The sequence below is a fragment of the Pseudomonas sp. GL_091 genome, assembly GCF_057837725.1.
The window spans coordinates 6,369,766-6,386,741 of the sequence record NZ_CM174451.1 but is presented as its reverse complement, the minus strand read 5'-3'; the positions used below and the strand labels follow the sequence as shown (position 1 = coordinate 6,386,741).

The 16,976-nt window shown below is 61.0% G+C and carries 18 protein-coding genes; 16 read left to right on the top strand and 2 right to left on the bottom strand.

What is annotated here, in order from left to right; genetic code table 11:
* Positions 1-105 precede the first annotated feature (105 nt).
* The 3 genes from AC3ITY_RS29105 to AC3ITY_RS29095 are packed head-to-tail and all read left to right on the top strand — an operon-like array spanning position 106 to position 1,783.
* Positions 106-468, top strand: a complete 363-nt coding sequence (locus AC3ITY_RS29105) for a CidA/LrgA family protein (RefSeq protein WP_489306367.1) — start codon at positions 106-108, stop codon at positions 466-468.
* Positions 465-1,181 carry an LrgB family protein gene (locus AC3ITY_RS29100; protein ID WP_223453602.1) on the top strand — a complete coding sequence of 239 codons (717 nt, stop codon included), beginning with the start codon at positions 465-467 and terminating at the stop codon, positions 1,179-1,181. The genes AC3ITY_RS29105 and AC3ITY_RS29100 overlap by 4 nt, the downstream gene beginning before the upstream one ends.
* Before the next feature lie 11 nt (positions 1,182-1,192).
* Positions 1,193-1,783, top strand: coding sequence for an LON peptidase substrate-binding domain-containing protein (locus AC3ITY_RS29095; RefSeq protein WP_007998442.1), 591 nt, complete (start codon positions 1,193-1,195; stop codon positions 1,781-1,783).
* 12 nt (positions 1,784-1,795) lie between these two features.
* Here the strand turns inward: AC3ITY_RS29095 and AC3ITY_RS29090 are convergent, their stop codons facing one another.
* Entirely contained in the window at positions 1,796-3,112 is a 1,317-nt protein-coding gene (locus tag AC3ITY_RS29090; protein ID WP_489306365.1) for a bifunctional DedA family/phosphatase PAP2 family protein, read from the bottom strand.
* A 158-nt stretch (positions 3,113-3,270) separates the two neighbouring features.
* The gene (locus tag AC3ITY_RS29085; RefSeq protein WP_489306364.1) at positions 3,271-3,969 is read right to left on the bottom strand and encodes a DNA-3-methyladenine glycosylase; all 699 of its coding nucleotides are present in this window, start codon (positions 3,967-3,969) and stop codon (positions 3,271-3,273) included.
* A 189-nt stretch (positions 3,970-4,158) separates the two neighbouring features.
* On the opposite strand from AC3ITY_RS29085, the gene AC3ITY_RS29080 reads away from it, so the two are divergent.
* The 13 genes from AC3ITY_RS29080 (at position 4,159) to AC3ITY_RS29020 (ending at position 16,882) form a co-directional block, all read left to right on the top strand.
* Positions 4,159-5,430: a glutamate-5-semialdehyde dehydrogenase gene (locus AC3ITY_RS29080; protein WP_150726954.1), complete on the top strand. Its 1,272-nt coding sequence runs from the start codon at positions 4,159-4,161 to the stop codon at positions 5,428-5,430.
* Between the two features lies 1 nt (position 5,431).
* Positions 5,432-6,121, top strand: a complete 690-nt coding sequence (nadD, locus tag AC3ITY_RS29075) for a nicotinate-nucleotide adenylyltransferase (protein ID WP_223453595.1) — start codon at positions 5,432-5,434, stop codon at positions 6,119-6,121.
* 73 nt (positions 6,122-6,194) lie between these two features.
* On the top strand, positions 6,195-6,689 hold the full coding sequence (rsfS, locus tag AC3ITY_RS29070) for a ribosome silencing factor (protein WP_489306363.1): 495 nt from the start codon (positions 6,195-6,197) through the stop codon (positions 6,687-6,689).
* 9 nt (positions 6,690-6,698) lie between these two features.
* Positions 6,699-7,166 carry a 23S rRNA (pseudouridine(1915)-N(3))-methyltransferase RlmH gene (rlmH, locus tag AC3ITY_RS29065; RefSeq protein ID WP_008052376.1) on the top strand — a complete coding sequence of 156 codons (468 nt, stop codon included), beginning with the start codon at positions 6,699-6,701 and terminating at the stop codon, positions 7,164-7,166.
* A 10-nt stretch (positions 7,167-7,176) separates the two neighbouring features.
* Positions 7,177-9,072, top strand: coding sequence for a penicillin-binding protein 2 (gene mrdA / locus AC3ITY_RS29060; RefSeq protein ID WP_223453593.1), 1,896 nt, complete (start codon positions 7,177-7,179; stop codon positions 9,070-9,072).
* A gap of 31 nt (positions 9,073-9,103) precedes the next feature.
* The gene (gene rodA / locus AC3ITY_RS29055) at positions 9,104-10,207 is read left to right on the top strand and encodes a rod shape-determining protein RodA (protein ID WP_489311034.1); all 1,104 of its coding nucleotides are present in this window, start codon (positions 9,104-9,106) and stop codon (positions 10,205-10,207) included.
* 17 nt (positions 10,208-10,224) lie between these two features.
* Complete coding sequence (gene mltB, locus AC3ITY_RS29050; RefSeq protein WP_489306361.1) at positions 10,225-11,235, top strand: lytic murein transglycosylase B; 1,011 nt, start codon at positions 10,225-10,227, stop codon at positions 11,233-11,235.
* Positions 11,235-12,242 (top strand): septal ring lytic transglycosylase RlpA family protein, encoded by a 1,008-nt coding sequence (locus tag AC3ITY_RS29045; protein ID WP_489306360.1) that lies wholly within the window; start codon positions 11,235-11,237, stop codon positions 12,240-12,242. The genes mltB and AC3ITY_RS29045 overlap by 1 nt, the downstream gene beginning before the upstream one ends.
* Positions 12,243-12,566: 324 nt before the next feature.
* A complete protein-coding gene (locus AC3ITY_RS29040) occupies positions 12,567-13,724 on the top strand; it encodes a D-alanyl-D-alanine carboxypeptidase family protein (protein ID WP_046041684.1) in 1,158 nt (385 codons plus the stop codon).
* Between the two features lie 87 nt (positions 13,725-13,811).
* On the top strand, positions 13,812-14,087 hold the full coding sequence (locus AC3ITY_RS29035) for a DUF493 domain-containing protein (RefSeq protein ID WP_095941984.1): 276 nt from the start codon (positions 13,812-13,814) through the stop codon (positions 14,085-14,087).
* Positions 14,087-14,734 (top strand): lipoyl(octanoyl) transferase LipB, encoded by a 648-nt coding sequence (lipB, locus tag AC3ITY_RS29030; RefSeq protein WP_223449073.1) that lies wholly within the window; start codon positions 14,087-14,089, stop codon positions 14,732-14,734. The genes AC3ITY_RS29035 and lipB overlap by 1 nt, the downstream gene beginning before the upstream one ends.
* A gap of 25 nt (positions 14,735-14,759) precedes the next feature.
* On the top strand, positions 14,760-15,758 hold the full coding sequence (gene lipA / locus AC3ITY_RS29025; protein ID WP_162130289.1) for a lipoyl synthase: 999 nt from the start codon (positions 14,760-14,762) through the stop codon (positions 15,756-15,758).
* Positions 15,759-15,931: 173 nt separating this feature from the next.
* Entirely contained in the window at positions 15,932-16,882 is a 951-nt protein-coding gene (locus AC3ITY_RS29020) for a S66 peptidase family protein (RefSeq protein WP_489306359.1), read from the top strand.
* The last annotated feature ends 94 nt before the right edge of the window (positions 16,883-16,976 follow it).

Sequence of the window (16,976 nt, the reverse complement as noted above, 5' to 3'; positions counted from 1 at the left end):
GCGCTCCGGTCAACTGACCATGCTTTTGGCGAATGCCGGTCTATAGCACGAGCATGCCTATAATGCCCTGCCAATGCGGGTGACGGATTTTGCGGGAGATCTTTGATGTTGTTACGGGGCCTGACGTGGCTGGTGCTGTTCCAATTGCTCGGCACTGCGATCAATCATTTGTTCCTGCCGGTGCTGCCAGGGCCGATTGTGGGGTTGCTGCTGTTGCTGGTGTACCTCATCTGTCGCGGACAGGTCGGCGAGCCGCTGAACCTGGCGGCCAGCAGCCTGCTGCGCTACCTGCCGCTGTTGCTGGTGCCGCCGGCCGTGGGCGTGATGGTCTACGCCGCTGACATCGCGGCGGATTTCTGGGCCATTGTCGGTGCGCTGGTGTTGTCGCTGCTGCTTTCCATGGCCTTCGCCGGGGTGCTGATGCAGCGCATGGTCAAGCGTCATGCTCAGCCTGAGGACAGCCAATGATTTTCGACTGGCACGGCGCCTGGACGTCGGTAATTCATCATCCCTTGTTTGGTATCGGCATTACCCTTGGCGCTTATCAACTCGTCCTGGCGGCATTCGAGAAAACCCGCTGGATCTTTTTGCAACCTGTATTGGTCTCCATGTTGTTGGTGATCGGCGTGCTGGTGGGCTGCGGCTTGACCTACGCCGAGTACCGCAAGAGCACCGAGATTCTCAGCATTCTGCTCGGCCCGGCCACTGTTGCCCTGGCGGTGCCGCTTTATCTCAACCTGCGACGGATTCGGCAGCTGTTCTGGCCGATATTTACTACGCTGGTGATAGGCGGGGTGGTGGCCACGGGGATGGGCGTGTTGCTGGGCTGGTCGTTCGGTGCCGAGCACATGATCCTGATGACCATGGCGCCGAAATCGGTGACCTCGCCTATCGCTATGTTGGTGGCCGAACAGATTGGCGGTGTCGCGGCGTTGGCAGCGGTGTTCGTGTTGATCACCGGTGTGATTGGCGCGATCTTTGGTCCGAGTCTGTTGACCCGGCTGGGTGTCTACAGTCCCGAAGCCCGAGGCATGGCGCTGGGCATGACCGCACACGCGGTCGGCACGGCGGTGGCGATGCAGGAAAGTGAAGAATGCGGCGCCTTCGCGGCGCTGGCGATGAGTTTGATGGGCGTGGCCACGGCGGTGTTGCTGCCGTTGGCGGTGTCGATGGTGGTGTAAAGGAAATGTCTATGAGTCTGCCGCTTTTCCCACTGAACACAGTGCTGTTTCCCGGTTGCATCCTCGACTTGCAGATTTTCGAGGCGCGTTACCTGGACATGATCGGTCGCTGCATGAAACAGGGCGGCGGCTTCGGCGTGGTGTGCATCCTCGATGGTGAAGAAGTCGGGATCGCCCCGGCTGGTTACGCCTTGGTCGGGTGTGAGGCGCTGATCACCGATTTCAAGCAGCAGGACAACGGCCTGCTGGGGATTCGGGTTCAGGGCGGACGGCGTTTCCATGTATTGCGAACGGAAGTCCAGCGCGATCAGTTGACCGTCGCCGAGGTCGAGTGGCTGGAAGACGAACCCGAACAGCCACTGCAGGACGAGGATGCCGACCTGGTGGCCTTGCTCAAGGCTCTGGCGGAACACCCGATGGTTGAGGCCTTGAACATGGGCACCGAAGCGACGGGCCAACAGTCGCTGGCCAATCAGTTGGCGTACCTGTTGCCCTTCGCTGAACTGGACAAGATCGACCTGCTGCAACTCGATGATCCGCAGCAACGGCTGGATGCGATTCAGGCGTTGCTGGATGAGTTGCAGGGGGAGTTGTTTGCCTGACGAGCGTTTTTACTAATACGCATACCGCAACATCGTATGCGGCAAATGCCGCAAAACGAAGAAGCCGAACAATGCCACCAACGCCGGCAACACCAGCCACCAGGCCTTGGGTGGTAAGGCGTTCAGCGGTTCCTTGCGCTGGACCAGCCACAGGCTCGCCGCACAAACGCACGCTGCCAGCATCGCACCGGCCAGTACATCCGTCGGCCAATGCGCGCCGAGGTACACCCGTGACAGCGCAATAGCCATCGCTGGCAGGCTGCCCACTAATAGCCAGGTCAGGCGCATCCGCGGCGGCTGTCCGCGGCCGGCCAGTACGGCGAGGGTCAGGAACAGCGCAAAAGAGCCAGATGCGTGGCCACTGGGCATGCTGTAGCTGGTCAGCGGATCGCTCAGCACTTCGGGGCGCACGCGGGCAAAGAATTGTTTGGTCGCGGTGTTCGCCAGTGCCGTGCAGAGCAGGGTGCTTCCGGCGAAAATCGCCGGGCGCCATTGGCGCATCAGCAATAGCAAACCGGTTAGCAGCGCGCTGAAAAACAGCATGTTGCGGAATTCGCCGATCAACGTGAAGACCACCGCCACCTCATCGAGCATCGGGCTGCGATGCTCTTGCACCAGGGTCATCAGCCCTTGATCGAGGGCGCTCAGGTGCGGATAGCCAATGAACAGTCCCGCCAGAATCAGAAGGCTCATGCCGGTAATCAGCATCGTCGCTTTGCGGTGGCGACGCAGGCTGCTTGTTACGCTCAAGCCGATCATCACTGCGATACTGCCAGCAACTATCCCCGCCTCAGTCCAGAAACCTTCCGGAAGCGGTAAGCGAATGGCGGCACCCGTGGCCCAGCCAGGCAACAGGTAAGCTACCGACCAGCCCGCACCGGCCAGCAGGCTGACGGCAATGAAGCGTGGGAAGGGCATGTCGCACATGCCGGCGACCATGGGCAGCATCGGCCGCAACGGCCCGATAAAACGCCCGACCAGCAGGCTGGCGATGCCATAGCGCTGGAAATAGGTCTCGGCCCCGGCAATCCATTCCGGGTGATGGCGCAAACCGGGCAGGCGCCGGATATTCTGATGAAAGTGCCGTCCAAGGAAGTACGACACCACGTCACCCAGCACGCCGGCGAGGAAACCCAGCAGCAAGGTTTCACTCAGCGGCAACGCACCGCTGCCGGCCAGCACCGCAACGGTGAACAGTAAAACCGTGCCGGGGACGATCAGCCCGGCAATCGCCAGGCATTCCACAAAGGCCACCAGAAATATTGCCGCCGCCAGCCATTGCGGGTTGACCGTCAACCAACCGGTCACGCTATCGAGCCATTGGCCCATAAAAACCACTCCATCAAATGTTCAATTTTCTACTTGTAGGAGCGAGCCTGCTCGCGATAGCGCACGATGAGTCAAAAGTGATGTTGATTGTGCTGACCTCATCGCGAGCAGGCTCGCTCCTACAGGGGATTCCTTCAGTTTCAAAATCCGGATCAATCTCAGGTCAGCACAAAATAATCGCGACCTTCGACCTGGCCCCGTCTTAGCGGGGTGCGAGTGCAATACGCCGCGTAGGCGCCGTCGACAAAGCGATACATCAAGTGCTCGTCGCGCCCGTGGGGGATGCCCAGGCGCGTGGTCTGGAGGATGTGGGCGGGTGACTGGCCGACGTCCTCCACCAGCAACACCTCGTGATCGAACCGCTTGGCGTCCCAGACCGGCACTCTCAAGCCCAGAGACTTGCACAGCAGCGTCTGTCCGGCGCAGAGCTTTTGCGACGGGCGAGGGTGGCCCTGGGCATCGGGATTGTTCAATAGCATCTGTGCCAGGCTGGCCGGCCCGCTCAATTCATCGACCCATGGGTAGGCGGACTTGATCAGCACGGCGTTACCGGGCCCCTGGGCGCTGAAGTTCAGGGAATCGCCACCCCGGGCGTAATACATATAGATGTGGCCGCCATCCAGAAACAAAGCCTTACGCTTTTCTGTGTAGCCGAGGGAGGCGTGGCTGCCTTTTTCTGCGCAGTAATAGGCTTCGGTTTCGATGATCCGGGCGCTGAGCCACAGGTCGCCAACCCGATGGCGGATGACTTTACCCAGTAGCTCCCGGGCCAGAATTTGCGCGTCACGGTCGAAAAACGCGTCCGGGAGGCCCGTGGGCAGGCTCACGGCGGACGCTCGAACAGTCAAATTGGACATGATGACCGGCATTTGTCAGGGCTGAATGAGTCGTGATGATAACAATTTGCAGCTTAATCCCGGCTGAACATCGGCAAATTGCCCTCCATTTCGACCATCCGCCCGTCACCGCTGTTAGTCGGTGGGCGCGACAGCTATAATCTGTCGCTTTACTCTTTACCAAGACCTTATCAAAGACCACGCCAGACCATGACTGAGTCCGTTCTTGACTACATGACCCGCCTGGGTCGCGCTGCCCGCGAAGCTTCCCGCGTGATCGGCCGTGCCAGTACCGCGCAGAAAAACCGCGCCCTGCAGGCCGCCGCCAATGCGCTGGACGCTGCCCGCGCCGAGCTGACGGCGGCCAATGAACAGGATTTGGCTGCCGGTCGCGCCAATGGTCTGGAGCCAGCCCTGCTTGAACGCCTGGCACTGACCCCGGCGCGTATCGACGGCATGATCGTCGGCCTGCGCCAGGTTGCAGCGCTGCCGGACCCGGTTGGCGCGATCCGCGACATGAGCTTCCGCCCGTCCGGTATTCAGGTCGGCAAGATGCGCGTGCCATTGGGCGTGATCGGAATCATCTACGAGTCGCGGCCGAACGTGACCATCGATGCCGCGAGCCTGTGCCTGAAGTCCGGTAACGCGACCATCCTGCGTGGCGGTTCCGAGGCGATTCATTCCAATCGCGCCATCGCCGCCTGCATTCAGCGTGGCCTGGCCGAGGCCGATCTGCCGGCCGCGGTGGTGCAAGTGGTCGAAACCACCGATCGCGCAGCCGTCGGCGCGCTGATCACCATGCCCGAGTACGTCGATGTCATCGTGCCGCGCGGTGGCCGAGGCCTGATCGAGCGCGTCAGCCGTGATGCCCGCGTCCCGGTGATCAAGCATCTGGACGGCATCTGCCACGTGTACGTGAGTGAGCACGCCGATCTGGCCAAGGCCCAGCGCATTGCGTTCAACGCCAAGACTTATCGCTATGGCATTTGCGGTGCCATGGAAACGCTGCTGGTGGATCAGGCCGTTGCCAAGGATTTCCTGCCGGCGATGGCGGCCCAGTTCCGCGAAAAAGGCGTCGAACTGCGCGGCTGCGAACGCACCCGGGCGATCATCGATGCCGTGCCGGCCACCGAGGAAGACTGGAACACCGAGTACCTGGCGGCGATTCTGTCGATCCGTGTGGTTGACGGACTGGACCAGGCCATCGAGCACATCAATCATTACGGCTCCCATCACACCGATTCGATTGTCAGTGAACACCAGGGCGACACCCGGCGTTTCGTGGCTGAAGTCGACTCCTCGTCGGTGATGATCAATACCCCGACATGCTTCGCCGATGGCTTCGAATACGGATTGGGTGCCGAGATCGGCATTTCTACTGATAAGCTGCACGCCCGCGGCCCGGTGGGCCTCGAAGGACTGACCTGCGAGAAGTACATCGTGGTTGGCGACGGGCAGCTGCGCGGACAGGAGCCGGTCTGACTTGGGCGACTTCGACCTGTCAGCCCCGGTCACCGTCAGCGAGCCAGCCCCTCGCCGCATTGGCGTGCTGGGCGGAACGTTCGACCCGGTGCACATCGGCCATTTGCGCGGTGCGCTGGAAGTCGCCGAAACCCTGGCGCTCGATGAACTGCGCCTGACACCCAGTGCCAGGCCGCCCCATCGGGACAAGCCGCAGGTGTCGGCAAAGGACCGTCTGGCGATGGTCGAGTGCGCGGTGGCCGGTGTGGCACCGTTGGTGGTGGACGCCCGCGAATTGCAGCGGGACAAACCGTCCTACACCATTGATACCCTGGAACTGATGCGCGCCGAACTGGCCGTATCCGACCAGGTTTTTCTGCTTTTGGGCTGGGACGCTTTTTGCGGCCTGCCCACTTGGCACCGCTGGGAAGAGTTGCTCCAGCATTGCCATATCCTGGTGTTGCAACGCCCGGATGCCGACAGCGAACCGCCGGATGCCTTGCGCAACCTGCTGGCAGCGCGCTCGGTGAGCGACCCGCTGGCCCTAAAAGGGCCGAGCGGACAGATTGCATTCGTCTGGCAGACACCGCTCGCGGTTTCTGCCACCCAGATCCGTCAACTGCTGGCCAGCGGTAAGTCGGTACGTTTCCTGGTGCCCGACGCGGTCCTGGCCTACATCGATGCGCACGGACTCTACCGTGCGTCGAACTGAATAGGAGTGCCTCAAGGCACGTGGCAACAACGTGTATTGAAGCGCCCGAACAAACGAGCAAAACGAGTTTTATATGACGAGCAACAACGAAAGCAAAGTAAAACGCAAAGGCACATTCAAGAGCGCCCCGCTGCCGGAAAAGGTCCTCGCCGCCGATCCGCCTAAAGGCGACGAGCTGGTCAAGATCGCCGTAGCCGCCCTGGAAGACGTCAAGGCCCAGGACGTGCTGGTGATTGATGTTCGCGACAAGCAGAGCATCACTGACTACATGATCATCGCCACCGGTACCTCCAACCGCCAGATCGGCGCGATGCTGGACAAGGTCCGCGAGGCCGTCAAAGCCCTGGGTATCAAACCGCTGGGTGAAGAAGGCAAGGGCGACAGTGACTGGGTGCTGTTGGACATGGACGACGTGATCGTCCACATGATGACCTCCAACGCCCGTCAGTTCTACGACCTGGAGCGCTTGTGGAAAGGTGCCGAGCAGAGCCGTGCGGCCGATGGCAAACACCACAGCCCTGAAGTTGGTCACGAGCACTTCAACAAGCTCAACAAAGACCAGGAATAAGGGACCGCTGTGCGACTGCGACTGATCGCCGTCGGTTCACGCATGCCCAAATGGGTGGAAGAAGGCTGGCATGAATATGCCAAGCGTCTTCCGTCCGAACTGGCGCTGGAACTGGTGGAAATACCGCTCAATACCCGTGGCAAGAACGCCGACGTGGCCCGCTTCATCCGCCAGGAAGGCGAAGCTATGCTGGCCAAGGTCGGGCCGAACGAGCGGATTGTCACTCTCGAAGTCCATGGCAAGCCCTGGAGCACCGAGCAACTGGCGGTCGAGCTCGATCGCTGGCGGCTGGACTCGCGCACGGTCAACTTCATGGTCGGCGGCCCCGAAGGGTTGGCGCCGGAAGTCTGTGCCCGGGCTGACCAGCGCTGGTCGTTGTCGCCGCTGACCTTGCCGCACCCGCTGGTGCGGATCCTGATCGGCGAACAGATGTACCGTGCCTGGACCGTGCTGTCCGGTCACCCTTACCACAAGTAATTCTGCCCTCATGTCCCAGCCGATCCGCATCAAGGACCACGAAAAAGACGCCCGTCTGGTGCGTGGCCGCGTCGTGTTCGGGGCAATTGCCGTGGTGGCGCTGATCTGCGTGCTGATCGCCCGTCTGTATTTCCTGCAGGTGATCCAGTACGAGTACCACTCGACCCTGTCGGAAAACAACCGCGTCCACGTGCAGCCGATTCCGCCGACCCGTGGCTTGATTTTCGACCGCAACGGCGTGGTGATCGCCGATAACCGGCCCAGCTTCAGCCTGAGCATGACCCGCGAACGGTCCGGCGACTGGCAGCAGGTGCTCGACGTGATCGTCGAAGTGCTGGAACTGACGCCCGAGGATCGGGTGATTTTCGAGAAGCGCATGCGTCAGGGGCGCCGGCCGTTCGAGCCGGTGCCGATCCTGTTTGAGCTGACCGAAGAGCAGATCGCCCGCATCGCCGTGAACCAGTTCCGCCTGCCGGGCGTGGAAGTGGTCGCGCAACTGGTGCGTCACTACCCTCAGGGCGCGCATTTTGCGCACTCGGTGGGCTATATGGGGCGGATCAACGAGAAAGAGCTCAAGTCTCTGGACCCGGTCAGTTATAGCGGCACCCATCAAATCGGCAAAACCGGCATCGAGCGTTTCTATGAACCGGAGCTGCATGGTCAGGTGGGTTACGAGGAAGTCGAGACCAACGCTCGGGGCCGTGTATTGCGGGTGCTCAAGCGCACCGAACCGGTTTCCGGCAAAGACATCGTCCTGAGCCTGGACATCAAATTGCAGGAAGCCGCCGAAGCCGCGCTCGGCGGTCGTCGTGGTGCGGTGGTGGCCCTGAATCCGAAAACCGGGGAGGTGCTGGCGATGGTCAGTCAGCCGAGCTTCGATCCGAACCTGTTCGTCACAGGCATCAGCTCCAAGGCCTATTCCGAACTGCGCGACTCCATCGACCGGCCGCTGTTCAACCGCGTGCTGCGCGGTCTGTACCCGCCGGGCTCGACCATCAAGCCTGCTGTGGCGATTGCTGGTCTGGATTCGGGCGTGGTGACTGCCTCGACCCGGGTGTTCGACCCCGGCTACTACATGCTGCCCAACTACGATCACAAGTACCGCAACTGGAACCGCACCGGCGATGGTTTTGTCGACCTCGACACGGCGATCATGCGCTCCAACGACACCTACTTCTATGACCTCGCCCACAAGCTGGGGATCGATCGGTTGTCGTCGTACCTGTCCAAGTTCGGTATCGGTCAGAAGGTTTCCCTGGACATGTTCGAGGAGTCGCCAGGCTTGATGCCGACCCGCGAATGGAAGCGCGCGACCCGCCGCCAGGCATGGTTCCCGGGCGAAACGCTGATTCTCGGGATCGGCCAGGGCTACATGCAGTCGACCCCGCTGCAGCTGGCCCAGGCCACGGCGCTGGTGGCCAACAAAGGCATCTGGAACCGTCCGCACCTGGCCAAGACCATCGAAGGCGAGAAACCGGTGGATCAGAATCCGATGCCGGACATCATCCTGCGCGACCCGTCGGACTGGACCAAGGTCAACCACGGCATGCAGCAGGTGATGCACGGCGCCCGCGGTACGGCACGCAAGGCTTCGATCGGTGCGCAGTACCGCATCGCGGGCAAGAGTGGTACGGCCCAGGTGGTCGCGATCAAGCAGGGTGAGAAGTACGACCGCTCCAAGGTTCAGGAGCGCCATCGCGACCACGCCTTGTTCGTGGGCTTCGCCCCGGCGGACGACCCGCAGATCGTGGTGTCGGTGATGGTCGAGAACGGTGAGTCCGGCTCCGGCGTCGCCGCGCCAGTGGTGCGTCAGATCATGGACGCCTGGTTGCTCGACCAGGACGGTCACCTCAAAGCCGAATACGCCAGCCCTACTAGCGCGGAGGCCACGGCCCGTGATGAATAATTTTGATCGCATGCTCTCCAGTGAGGATGTGATGCGTCGTCGCGCGACGCTGCTGCAACGCATGCACATCGATGGCGTGCTGCTGATTTTGCTGTTGACCCTGGCCGCCGGCAGTCTGTTCGTGCTGTATTCGGCCAGTGGCAAGAGCTGGGACCTGCTGGCCAAACAGGCCACTTCGTTCGGCATCGGTCTGGTCTCGATGATCGTCATCGCTCAGTTCGAGCCGCGCTTCATGGCCCGTTGGGTGCCGGTCGGGTATGTGATCGGTGTGATGTTGCTGGTGGTGGTGGATGTCATGGGCCACAACGCCATGGGCGCCACGCGCTGGATCAATATTCCCGGTGTCGTGCGCTTCCAGCCCTCGGAGTTCATGAAAATCCTGATGCCGGCAACCATCGCCTGGTATCTGTCCAAGCGCACATTGCCGCCGCAACTCAAGCATGTGGGCATCAGCCTGATGCTGATCGGCGTGCCGTTCATTCTGATCGTGCGGCAACCGGACCTCGGCACTTCGCTGCTGATCCTGGCCGGCGGCGCTTTCGTGCTGTTCATGGGTGGCTTGCGCTGGCGCTGGATCCTCAGTGTGCTGGCCGCCGCCGTGCCCGTGGCGATTGCCATGTGGTTCTTCATCATGCACGACTACCAGAAGCAGCGAATCCTGACGTTCCTCGACCCGGAGAGCGATCCGCTCGGTACCGGCTGGAACATCATCCAGTCCAAGGCCGCTATCGGTTCTGGCGGTGTGTTCGGCAAGGGCTGGTTGCTGGGCACCCAGTCGCACCTGGACTTCCTGCCGGAAAGCCACACCGACTTCATCATTGCCGTATTGGGTGAGGAGTTCGGCCTGGTGGGGATCTGCGCGCTGTTGCTGATCTACCTGCTGTTGATCGGCCGCGGGCTGGTGATTACTGCCCAGGCGCAGACATTGTTCGGCAAGTTGCTCGCGGGCAGCCTGACCATGACGTTTTTTGTTTATGTTTTCGTCAACATCGGTATGGTCAGTGGCCTGTTGCCGGTGGTGGGGGTGCCGTTGCCGTTCATTAGCTACGGAGGCACTTCGCTGGTGACGCTGCTGTCAGCGTTTGGGGTTTTGATGTCGATCCATACCCATCGCAAGTGGATCGCGCAGGTTTGAATAAGGTGAAATTTTCAATGCAAGTAATGCGTGGCTGGGCGACTCGATACGCGCCATGGGTCGGCCTGGTAAGCATCCTTGGCACCGTGCAGGAAGCGTTGGCCGGCGACTACGAAGGCTCACCCCAGGTGGCCGAATTCGTCGGTGAAATGACCCGCGACTACGGTTTCGCTGGCGAACAATTGATGGGCGTGTTCCGCGAAGCCGAGCGCAAGCAGTCGATTCTGGACGCCATCTCGAAACCCGCCGAACGGGTCAAGCAGTGGAGCGAATATCGCCCGATGTTCATCACCGATGCGCGCATAGCCCGGGGTGTGGACTTCTGGCGTCAGCACGAAGCGGTGTTGGCCCGTGCCGAGCAGGAATATGGTGTGCCGGCCCAGGTGATTGTCTCGATCATCGGTGTTGAAACCTTTTTCGGCCGTAATACCGGAAATTTCCGGGTGATCGATGCCTTGTCGACCCTGGGTTTCGACTATCCTCCCCGTGCCGAGTTTTTCCGCAAGGAGTTGCGTGAGTTCCTGCTGCTGGCCCGCGAAGAGCAGGTCGATCCGTTGACGCTCAAAGGCTCCTACGCCGGCGCAATGGGCTTGCCGCAATTCATGCCGAGCAGTTTCCGCGCCTATGCGGTGGATTTCGACGGTGATGGCCATATCAACATCTGGACCAACCCGGACGATGCCATTGGCAGTGTCGCCAGTTACTTCAAGCGTCATGGCTGGGTCGCCGGCGAACCGGTGGTCAGCCGCGCCGATGTCCGTGGCGATCAGGTCGACGAAGGTTTGACCGCAGGAATCGAACCGACGAAAACCGTCGGGGAGTTGCGAGCCCTGGGGTGGTCAAGTCATGATGCGCTGCGCGATGATATGCCGGTTACTGCTTTCCGCCTGGAAGGCGACAATGGCTCCGAGTACTGGATGGGCCTGAAGAATTTTTACGCGATCACGCGTTATAACCGCAGCGTGATGTACGCCATGGCCGTACATCAACTGTCTGAACAGCTGGACCAAGCACGGGGCGTCAAGTAATGCGGGCATTGCCTATCAATAAACCCCTGAAGTTGATGGCATTCGCCGCGTTGGCTGTGCTGGTCGCCAGTTGTTCGACCAGCCGCGCGCCGGCCCAGAAGTCCACCACCGCCGTGCGCTCGACGCCGGGGCTGGACATCAACCGCGCCCACAAGGATGGCGCGCCATGGTGGGATGTCGATGTTGCGCGCATCCCGGACGCCACGCCGACCCTGCACACCGGCCCATACAAGGCCAGCCCGTACTCGGTATTGGGCAAAACCTATTTCCCGTTGCAAGAGTCCAAGACCTACGTGGCATCGGGTACTGCGTCCTGGTACGGCACCAAGTTCCACGGTCAGAACACCGCCAACGGCGAAGTGTATGACCTGTATGGCATGAGCGCCGCGCACAAGACATTGCCACTGCCAAGTTACGTTCGGGTGACCAACCTGGACAACAACAAGAGTGTGATTCTGCGGGTCAACGACCGCGGGCCGTTCTATTCGGACCGGATCATCGACTTGTCCTACGCTGCCGCCAAGAAGCTCGGTTATGCCGAAATCGGCACCGCGCGGGTCAAGGTCGAAGGCATCGATCCACAGGCGTATTGGGCAGCCAAAGGCCGTCCGGCGCCTTTGATGCTCAACGAACCGCAAGTCGCGCAGAATAGCGCCCCGGTGATCACGGCTTCGGCCGGCACCGTCGAGCAATGGACACCGCCGCCACAGCAACACGCCGCTGCGGTGGTGCCTGTGCAGCTTGATGCAAAAAAAAACGCTTCTGTACCAGCCTCTGGCCAGTATCTGCAGGTGGGCGCGTTCGCCAACCCGGACGCTGCAGAACTCCTGAGATCGAAGCTCAGCGGGATGGTGAGCGCTCCGGTGTTCATCAGCTCGATCGTGCGCAATCAGCAGACCCTGCATCGGGTTCGCCTGGGCCCGATCGGATCGCCGGGTGAAATCCAGCAGGTGCAGAACAGTGTGCGCCTGGCCAATCTCGGTTCGCCGAGTGTGGTCACGGAGTAATACGTAGAGCTTGATTGACGGTTCGTCTGCGGTATTGGGGGGCGAACCAGGTTGTTGACTCGTTGAAGAACAAAAGCCCGGCAAGGGTGACTGAGTGAGCAACTGAACACGCGATGACTCGTAGGGTTTGTTCGAAAACTCGCCGAGCGGCGATCAGGCAAGGCAAAAACAGGCGAGGAAGCGGAGTGTAGGGGTCTACATGAGCATTCCGAGCCTGTTTTTAACGCAGCATGATCGTCGCGCAGGCAGTTTTCGGGCAAAGCCTGAAGGTTATTTGATTAGTTTTGCCCTTGGGCAGTTTCCATTAGCGATTTCGAGAGACGGATGAACATCACCACCTTTGCCAAACGCCTGTTCCTGCTAGTCCCGCTGCTCCTCTCACCAGCCGCGTTCGCGGTCGAGATGATGCCGTCGCCACCGCAACTGGCCGCCAAGGCCTACGTGCTCATGGATGCCAGCAGCGGCAACGTGCTGGTCGAGAACAACGGTGACCAGCGTCTGCCACCGGCCAGCCTGACCAAGCTGATGACCGCGTACATCGCGACCCTGGAAATCCGTCGTGGCCAGATCGGCGAAAACGATCCGGTGACCGTCAGCGAAAATGCCTGGCGTACCGGCGGTTCGCGGATGTTCATCAAGGTCGGCTCGCAGGTCACCGTCAGCGACCTGCTGCACGGCATCATCATCCAGTCGGGTAACGACGCCAGCGTCGCGCTCTCCGAGCACATCGCCGGCAGCGAAGACGCCTTCGCCGACCTGATGAACAAGACCGTCGCCGACCTGGGCATGACCAACACCCACTTCATGAACCCGACCGGCCTGCCGAACCCTGAGCACTACTCGTCGGCTCATGACATGGCTGTACTGGCCCGCGCGATCATCCACGAAGACCCGGCTCACTACGCGATCTACTCGCAGAAAGAGTTCTTCTGGAACGGCATCAAGCAACCGAACCGTAACCTGCTGCTGTGGCGCGACAAGACCGTCGACGGTCTGAAAACCGGCCACACCGACGAAGCCGGCTACTGCATGGTGTCTTCGGCCGTACGTGATGGCATGCGCCTGATCGCCGTGGTGTTCGGTACCAACAGCGAAGTGGCCCGTGCCGCAGAAACCCAGAAGCTGCTGACCTACGGTTTCCGTTTCTTCGAAACCCAGACCTTCTATCAGAAGGGCACCGAACTGGCCCAGGCGCCTGTTTGGAAGGGCTCCACCAACCAGGTCAAGGCCGGCCTGGCTGAAGACCTGACCATGACCCTGCCCAAAGGCCAGCTGAAAAAGCTCGCTGCCAGCATGACCATGAACCCGCAACTGGTCGCGCCAATCGCCAAGGGCGACGTGATCGGTAAAGTCGAAGTGAAACTGGACGACAAGGTGGTGCACAGCGCCGATCTGATCGCTCTGGACGCTGTCGAGGAAGGTGGTATCTTCCGCCGCATGTGGGATAGCATCCGTCTATTCTTCTACGGCTTGTTCAACTGAATTTAGTGTGCACCTGCATGGCTCCGCGCTGATCTGGCGCGCAGCCATGCCCGTCGCCACGGCTTACGCTTACGAGGCCGTTACGCCATGACCGATACCGAAGTAAAGGCGCCAAAGATCGAGTTCCCTGCCAATGATTATCCGGTTAAGGTGATCAGCGACACCGGCGTGGGCAACAAGGACAGAATCATCGACATCGTCCGCAAACATGCAACGATCAACGATGAGCGTGTTGACGAGCGCCAGAGCAGCAACGGCAAATACACCACCATTCAGCTGCACATTGTCGCGACCGACCAGGACCAGCTGTACAACATCAACAGCGAGCTGCGGGCCACCGGTTTCGTGCACATGGTGCTGTGATGTCCGGCACGCTGGGCTTTCGCGAACTCGGCCAGATGGCTTACGAGCCGGTCTGGCATGCCATGCAACGCTTCACCAACGAACGCGGCAGCGATGCCGCCGACGAGATCTGGCTGGTTGAGCATCCCGCGGTGTTCACCCAGGGCCAGGCCGGCAAGGCCGAGCACCTGCTGCTCCCCGGGGATATTCCTGTGGTGCAGGTCGACCGTGGTGGTCAAGTGACTTACCACGGGCCCGGTCAGTTGGTGGCTTATCTGCTGCTGGATGTGCGCAAGCTCGGGTTTGGCGTGCGCGATCTGGTCAGCCGGATGGAGCAATGCCTGATCGAGCTGCTGGCCAGTTACGGTGTCACCGCCGTGGCCAAGCCCGATGCACCGGGTGTCTACGTCGACGGAGCGAAAATCGCTTCCCTGGGTCTACGGATCCGCCACGGTTGTTCCTTTCACGGCCTGGCCTTGAACGTGGACATGAACCTGGAACCGTTTCGACGGATTAATCCCTGCGGCTATGCCGGGCTGGCGATGACCCAGCTGAGCGATCACGCAGGATCGATTGAATTTGCCGAGGTAAGTGCCCGGCTGCGCGCGCAGCTCGTCAAACACCTCGACTATGCTGAGCAGACGACCCTGACGGGCGGAATCGACTGATATGACTACTGATGCAGTGCAAACCATGATCCCGACGCTCGATGTCACCGAGCGCCCGGCCCCGCGTCCCAAGGTTGAAGCCGGCGTCAAGCTGCGCGGCGCCGAAAAGGTTGCACGCATCCCGGTGAAGATCATTCCGACCACCGAACTGCCGAAGAAGCCAGACTGGATTCGTGTACGCATCCCGGTTTCGCCGGAAGTCGACCGCATCAAGGCCCTGCTGCGCAAACACAAGCTGCACAGCGTGTGCGAAGAGGCGTCCTGCCCGAACCTGGGCGAGTGCTTCTCCGGTGGCACCGCGACCTTCATGATCATGGGTGACATCTGCACCCGTCGTTGCCCGTTCTGCGACGTCGGCCACGGTCGTCCGAAACCACTCGACGTCAACGAGCCGGAAAGCCTGGCCATCGCCATCGCCGACCTGCGTCTGAAGTACGTGGTGATCACTTCGGTAGACCGCGACGACCTGCGTGACGGCGGTGCCCAGCACTTTGCCGACTGCATCCGTGAAATCCGCAAGCTGTCGCCGAACGTGCAGCTCGAGACCCTGGTTCCGGACTACCGTGGCCGCATGGACATCGCGCTGGAAATCACCGCCGCCGAGCCGCCGGATGTGTTCAACCACAACCTGGAAACCGTGCCGCGCCTGTACAAGGCTGCGCGTCCGGGGTCGGACTACCAGTGGTCGCTGACCCTGCTGCAACGCTTCAAGCAGATGATGCCGCACATTCCGACCAAGTCCGGCCTGATGCTGGGCCTGGGCGAGACCGACGAAGAAGTCATCGAAGTCATGAAGCGCATGCGCGAGCACGACATCGACATGCTGACCCTTGGCCAGTACCTGCAACCGTCCCGCAGCCACTTGCCGGTGCAGCGTTTCGTGCACCCGGACACCTTCGCCTGGTTCGCCGAGGAAGGCTACAAGATGGGCTTCAAGAACGTTGCTTCGGGTCCGTTGGTACGTTCCTCGTATCACGCCGACGAGCAGGCCAAGCTGGTCAAGGCCGAGCTGATGTCGTCCTGATCTGCGCAATGAAATGAAAAACGCCCGCACGGCATCCAGCCTTGCGGGCGTTTTTTTGCCTGGCCAGCGGCAACGGCCATTTTTCCTGCAACCTGCGGGGCAACGGTTCCTCTTCTGTTTGTCCCCGTTCCTGACTACTGTGTGCTGAAGATTTCACGCAGGGAGATTCACGGATGACCGCTCGACCGACCCTCACCCTTTGCCCTCACGCTCCCGTCCCGGCATTGCCGTCGGAAGGCATGATCGGCGTTATCGCACCCGCTGGCCCAGCCCCGCTGGACACCGATAAGGCGGTGCAATGGATGCGTGCCCGGGGTTATTCACTGAAAGTGTTTCCCGGGGTCTACGAAAAAAACGGCTACCTGGCCGGTAGCGACGAGGTGCGACTTGGCGACCTGCATGCAGCGTTCGCCGACAGCGAAGTGGATGCCATCATCTGCCTGCGCGGCGGTTACGGCACGCCGCGGCTGCTCGACCGCATTGATTTTGATTTGCTGCGTGACAACGCCAAGCCGTTCGTCGGCTACAGCGACATCACCGCTCTGCATTTGGCGATCAGTCGTTATGCCGGCTTCGTGACCTTTCATGGTCCGATGCTCAATGCCGACCTGCTGGGTGACAAGCAAAAACCTACGGAACCTTCCTTCTTCAACATGCTGCGAGGGCAGGTGAAGGCGGGAGCAGTGCTGGCTCATCCGGTAGCCTACCCGCTGACCACGATCGAGCCAGGTGTGGCTCATGGGCGCTTGCTCGGAGGCAATCTGGCCATGATCGCCGCGACCATGGGCACGCCTTACCAGATAGATGCCGAGGGCGTCATTCTGTTGATCGAGGACATCAACGAGCCGCTGTATCGCATCGACCGGTTGCTGACCCAGTTGCGACTGGCAGGCACGTTGCACAAGCTGCGCGGCGTGTTGGTTGGGGACGTGGCGGGGGTTGAGGTGGCAGCGCTGGACCGGTTGCTCAAGCAGACCTTCGAGCCATTGAAGATTCCGGTGCTGTCCGGATGGCGCAGCGGGCACTGCGATCCGAACCTGACGCTGCCCATGGGGGCGTTGGTCAGGCTGGATGCGGGGAGCAAGGAATTGGTGCTGGAGCAGGATGTAGTAGTCAGGCGTTGAAATTCAGTCGTCTTTAAGTCAGTCATCGTCGGATCGCCGCCCGGAGCCGGCTCACTCCCACATTCGACCGTATTCCTATGGAGGAACTCGGTCA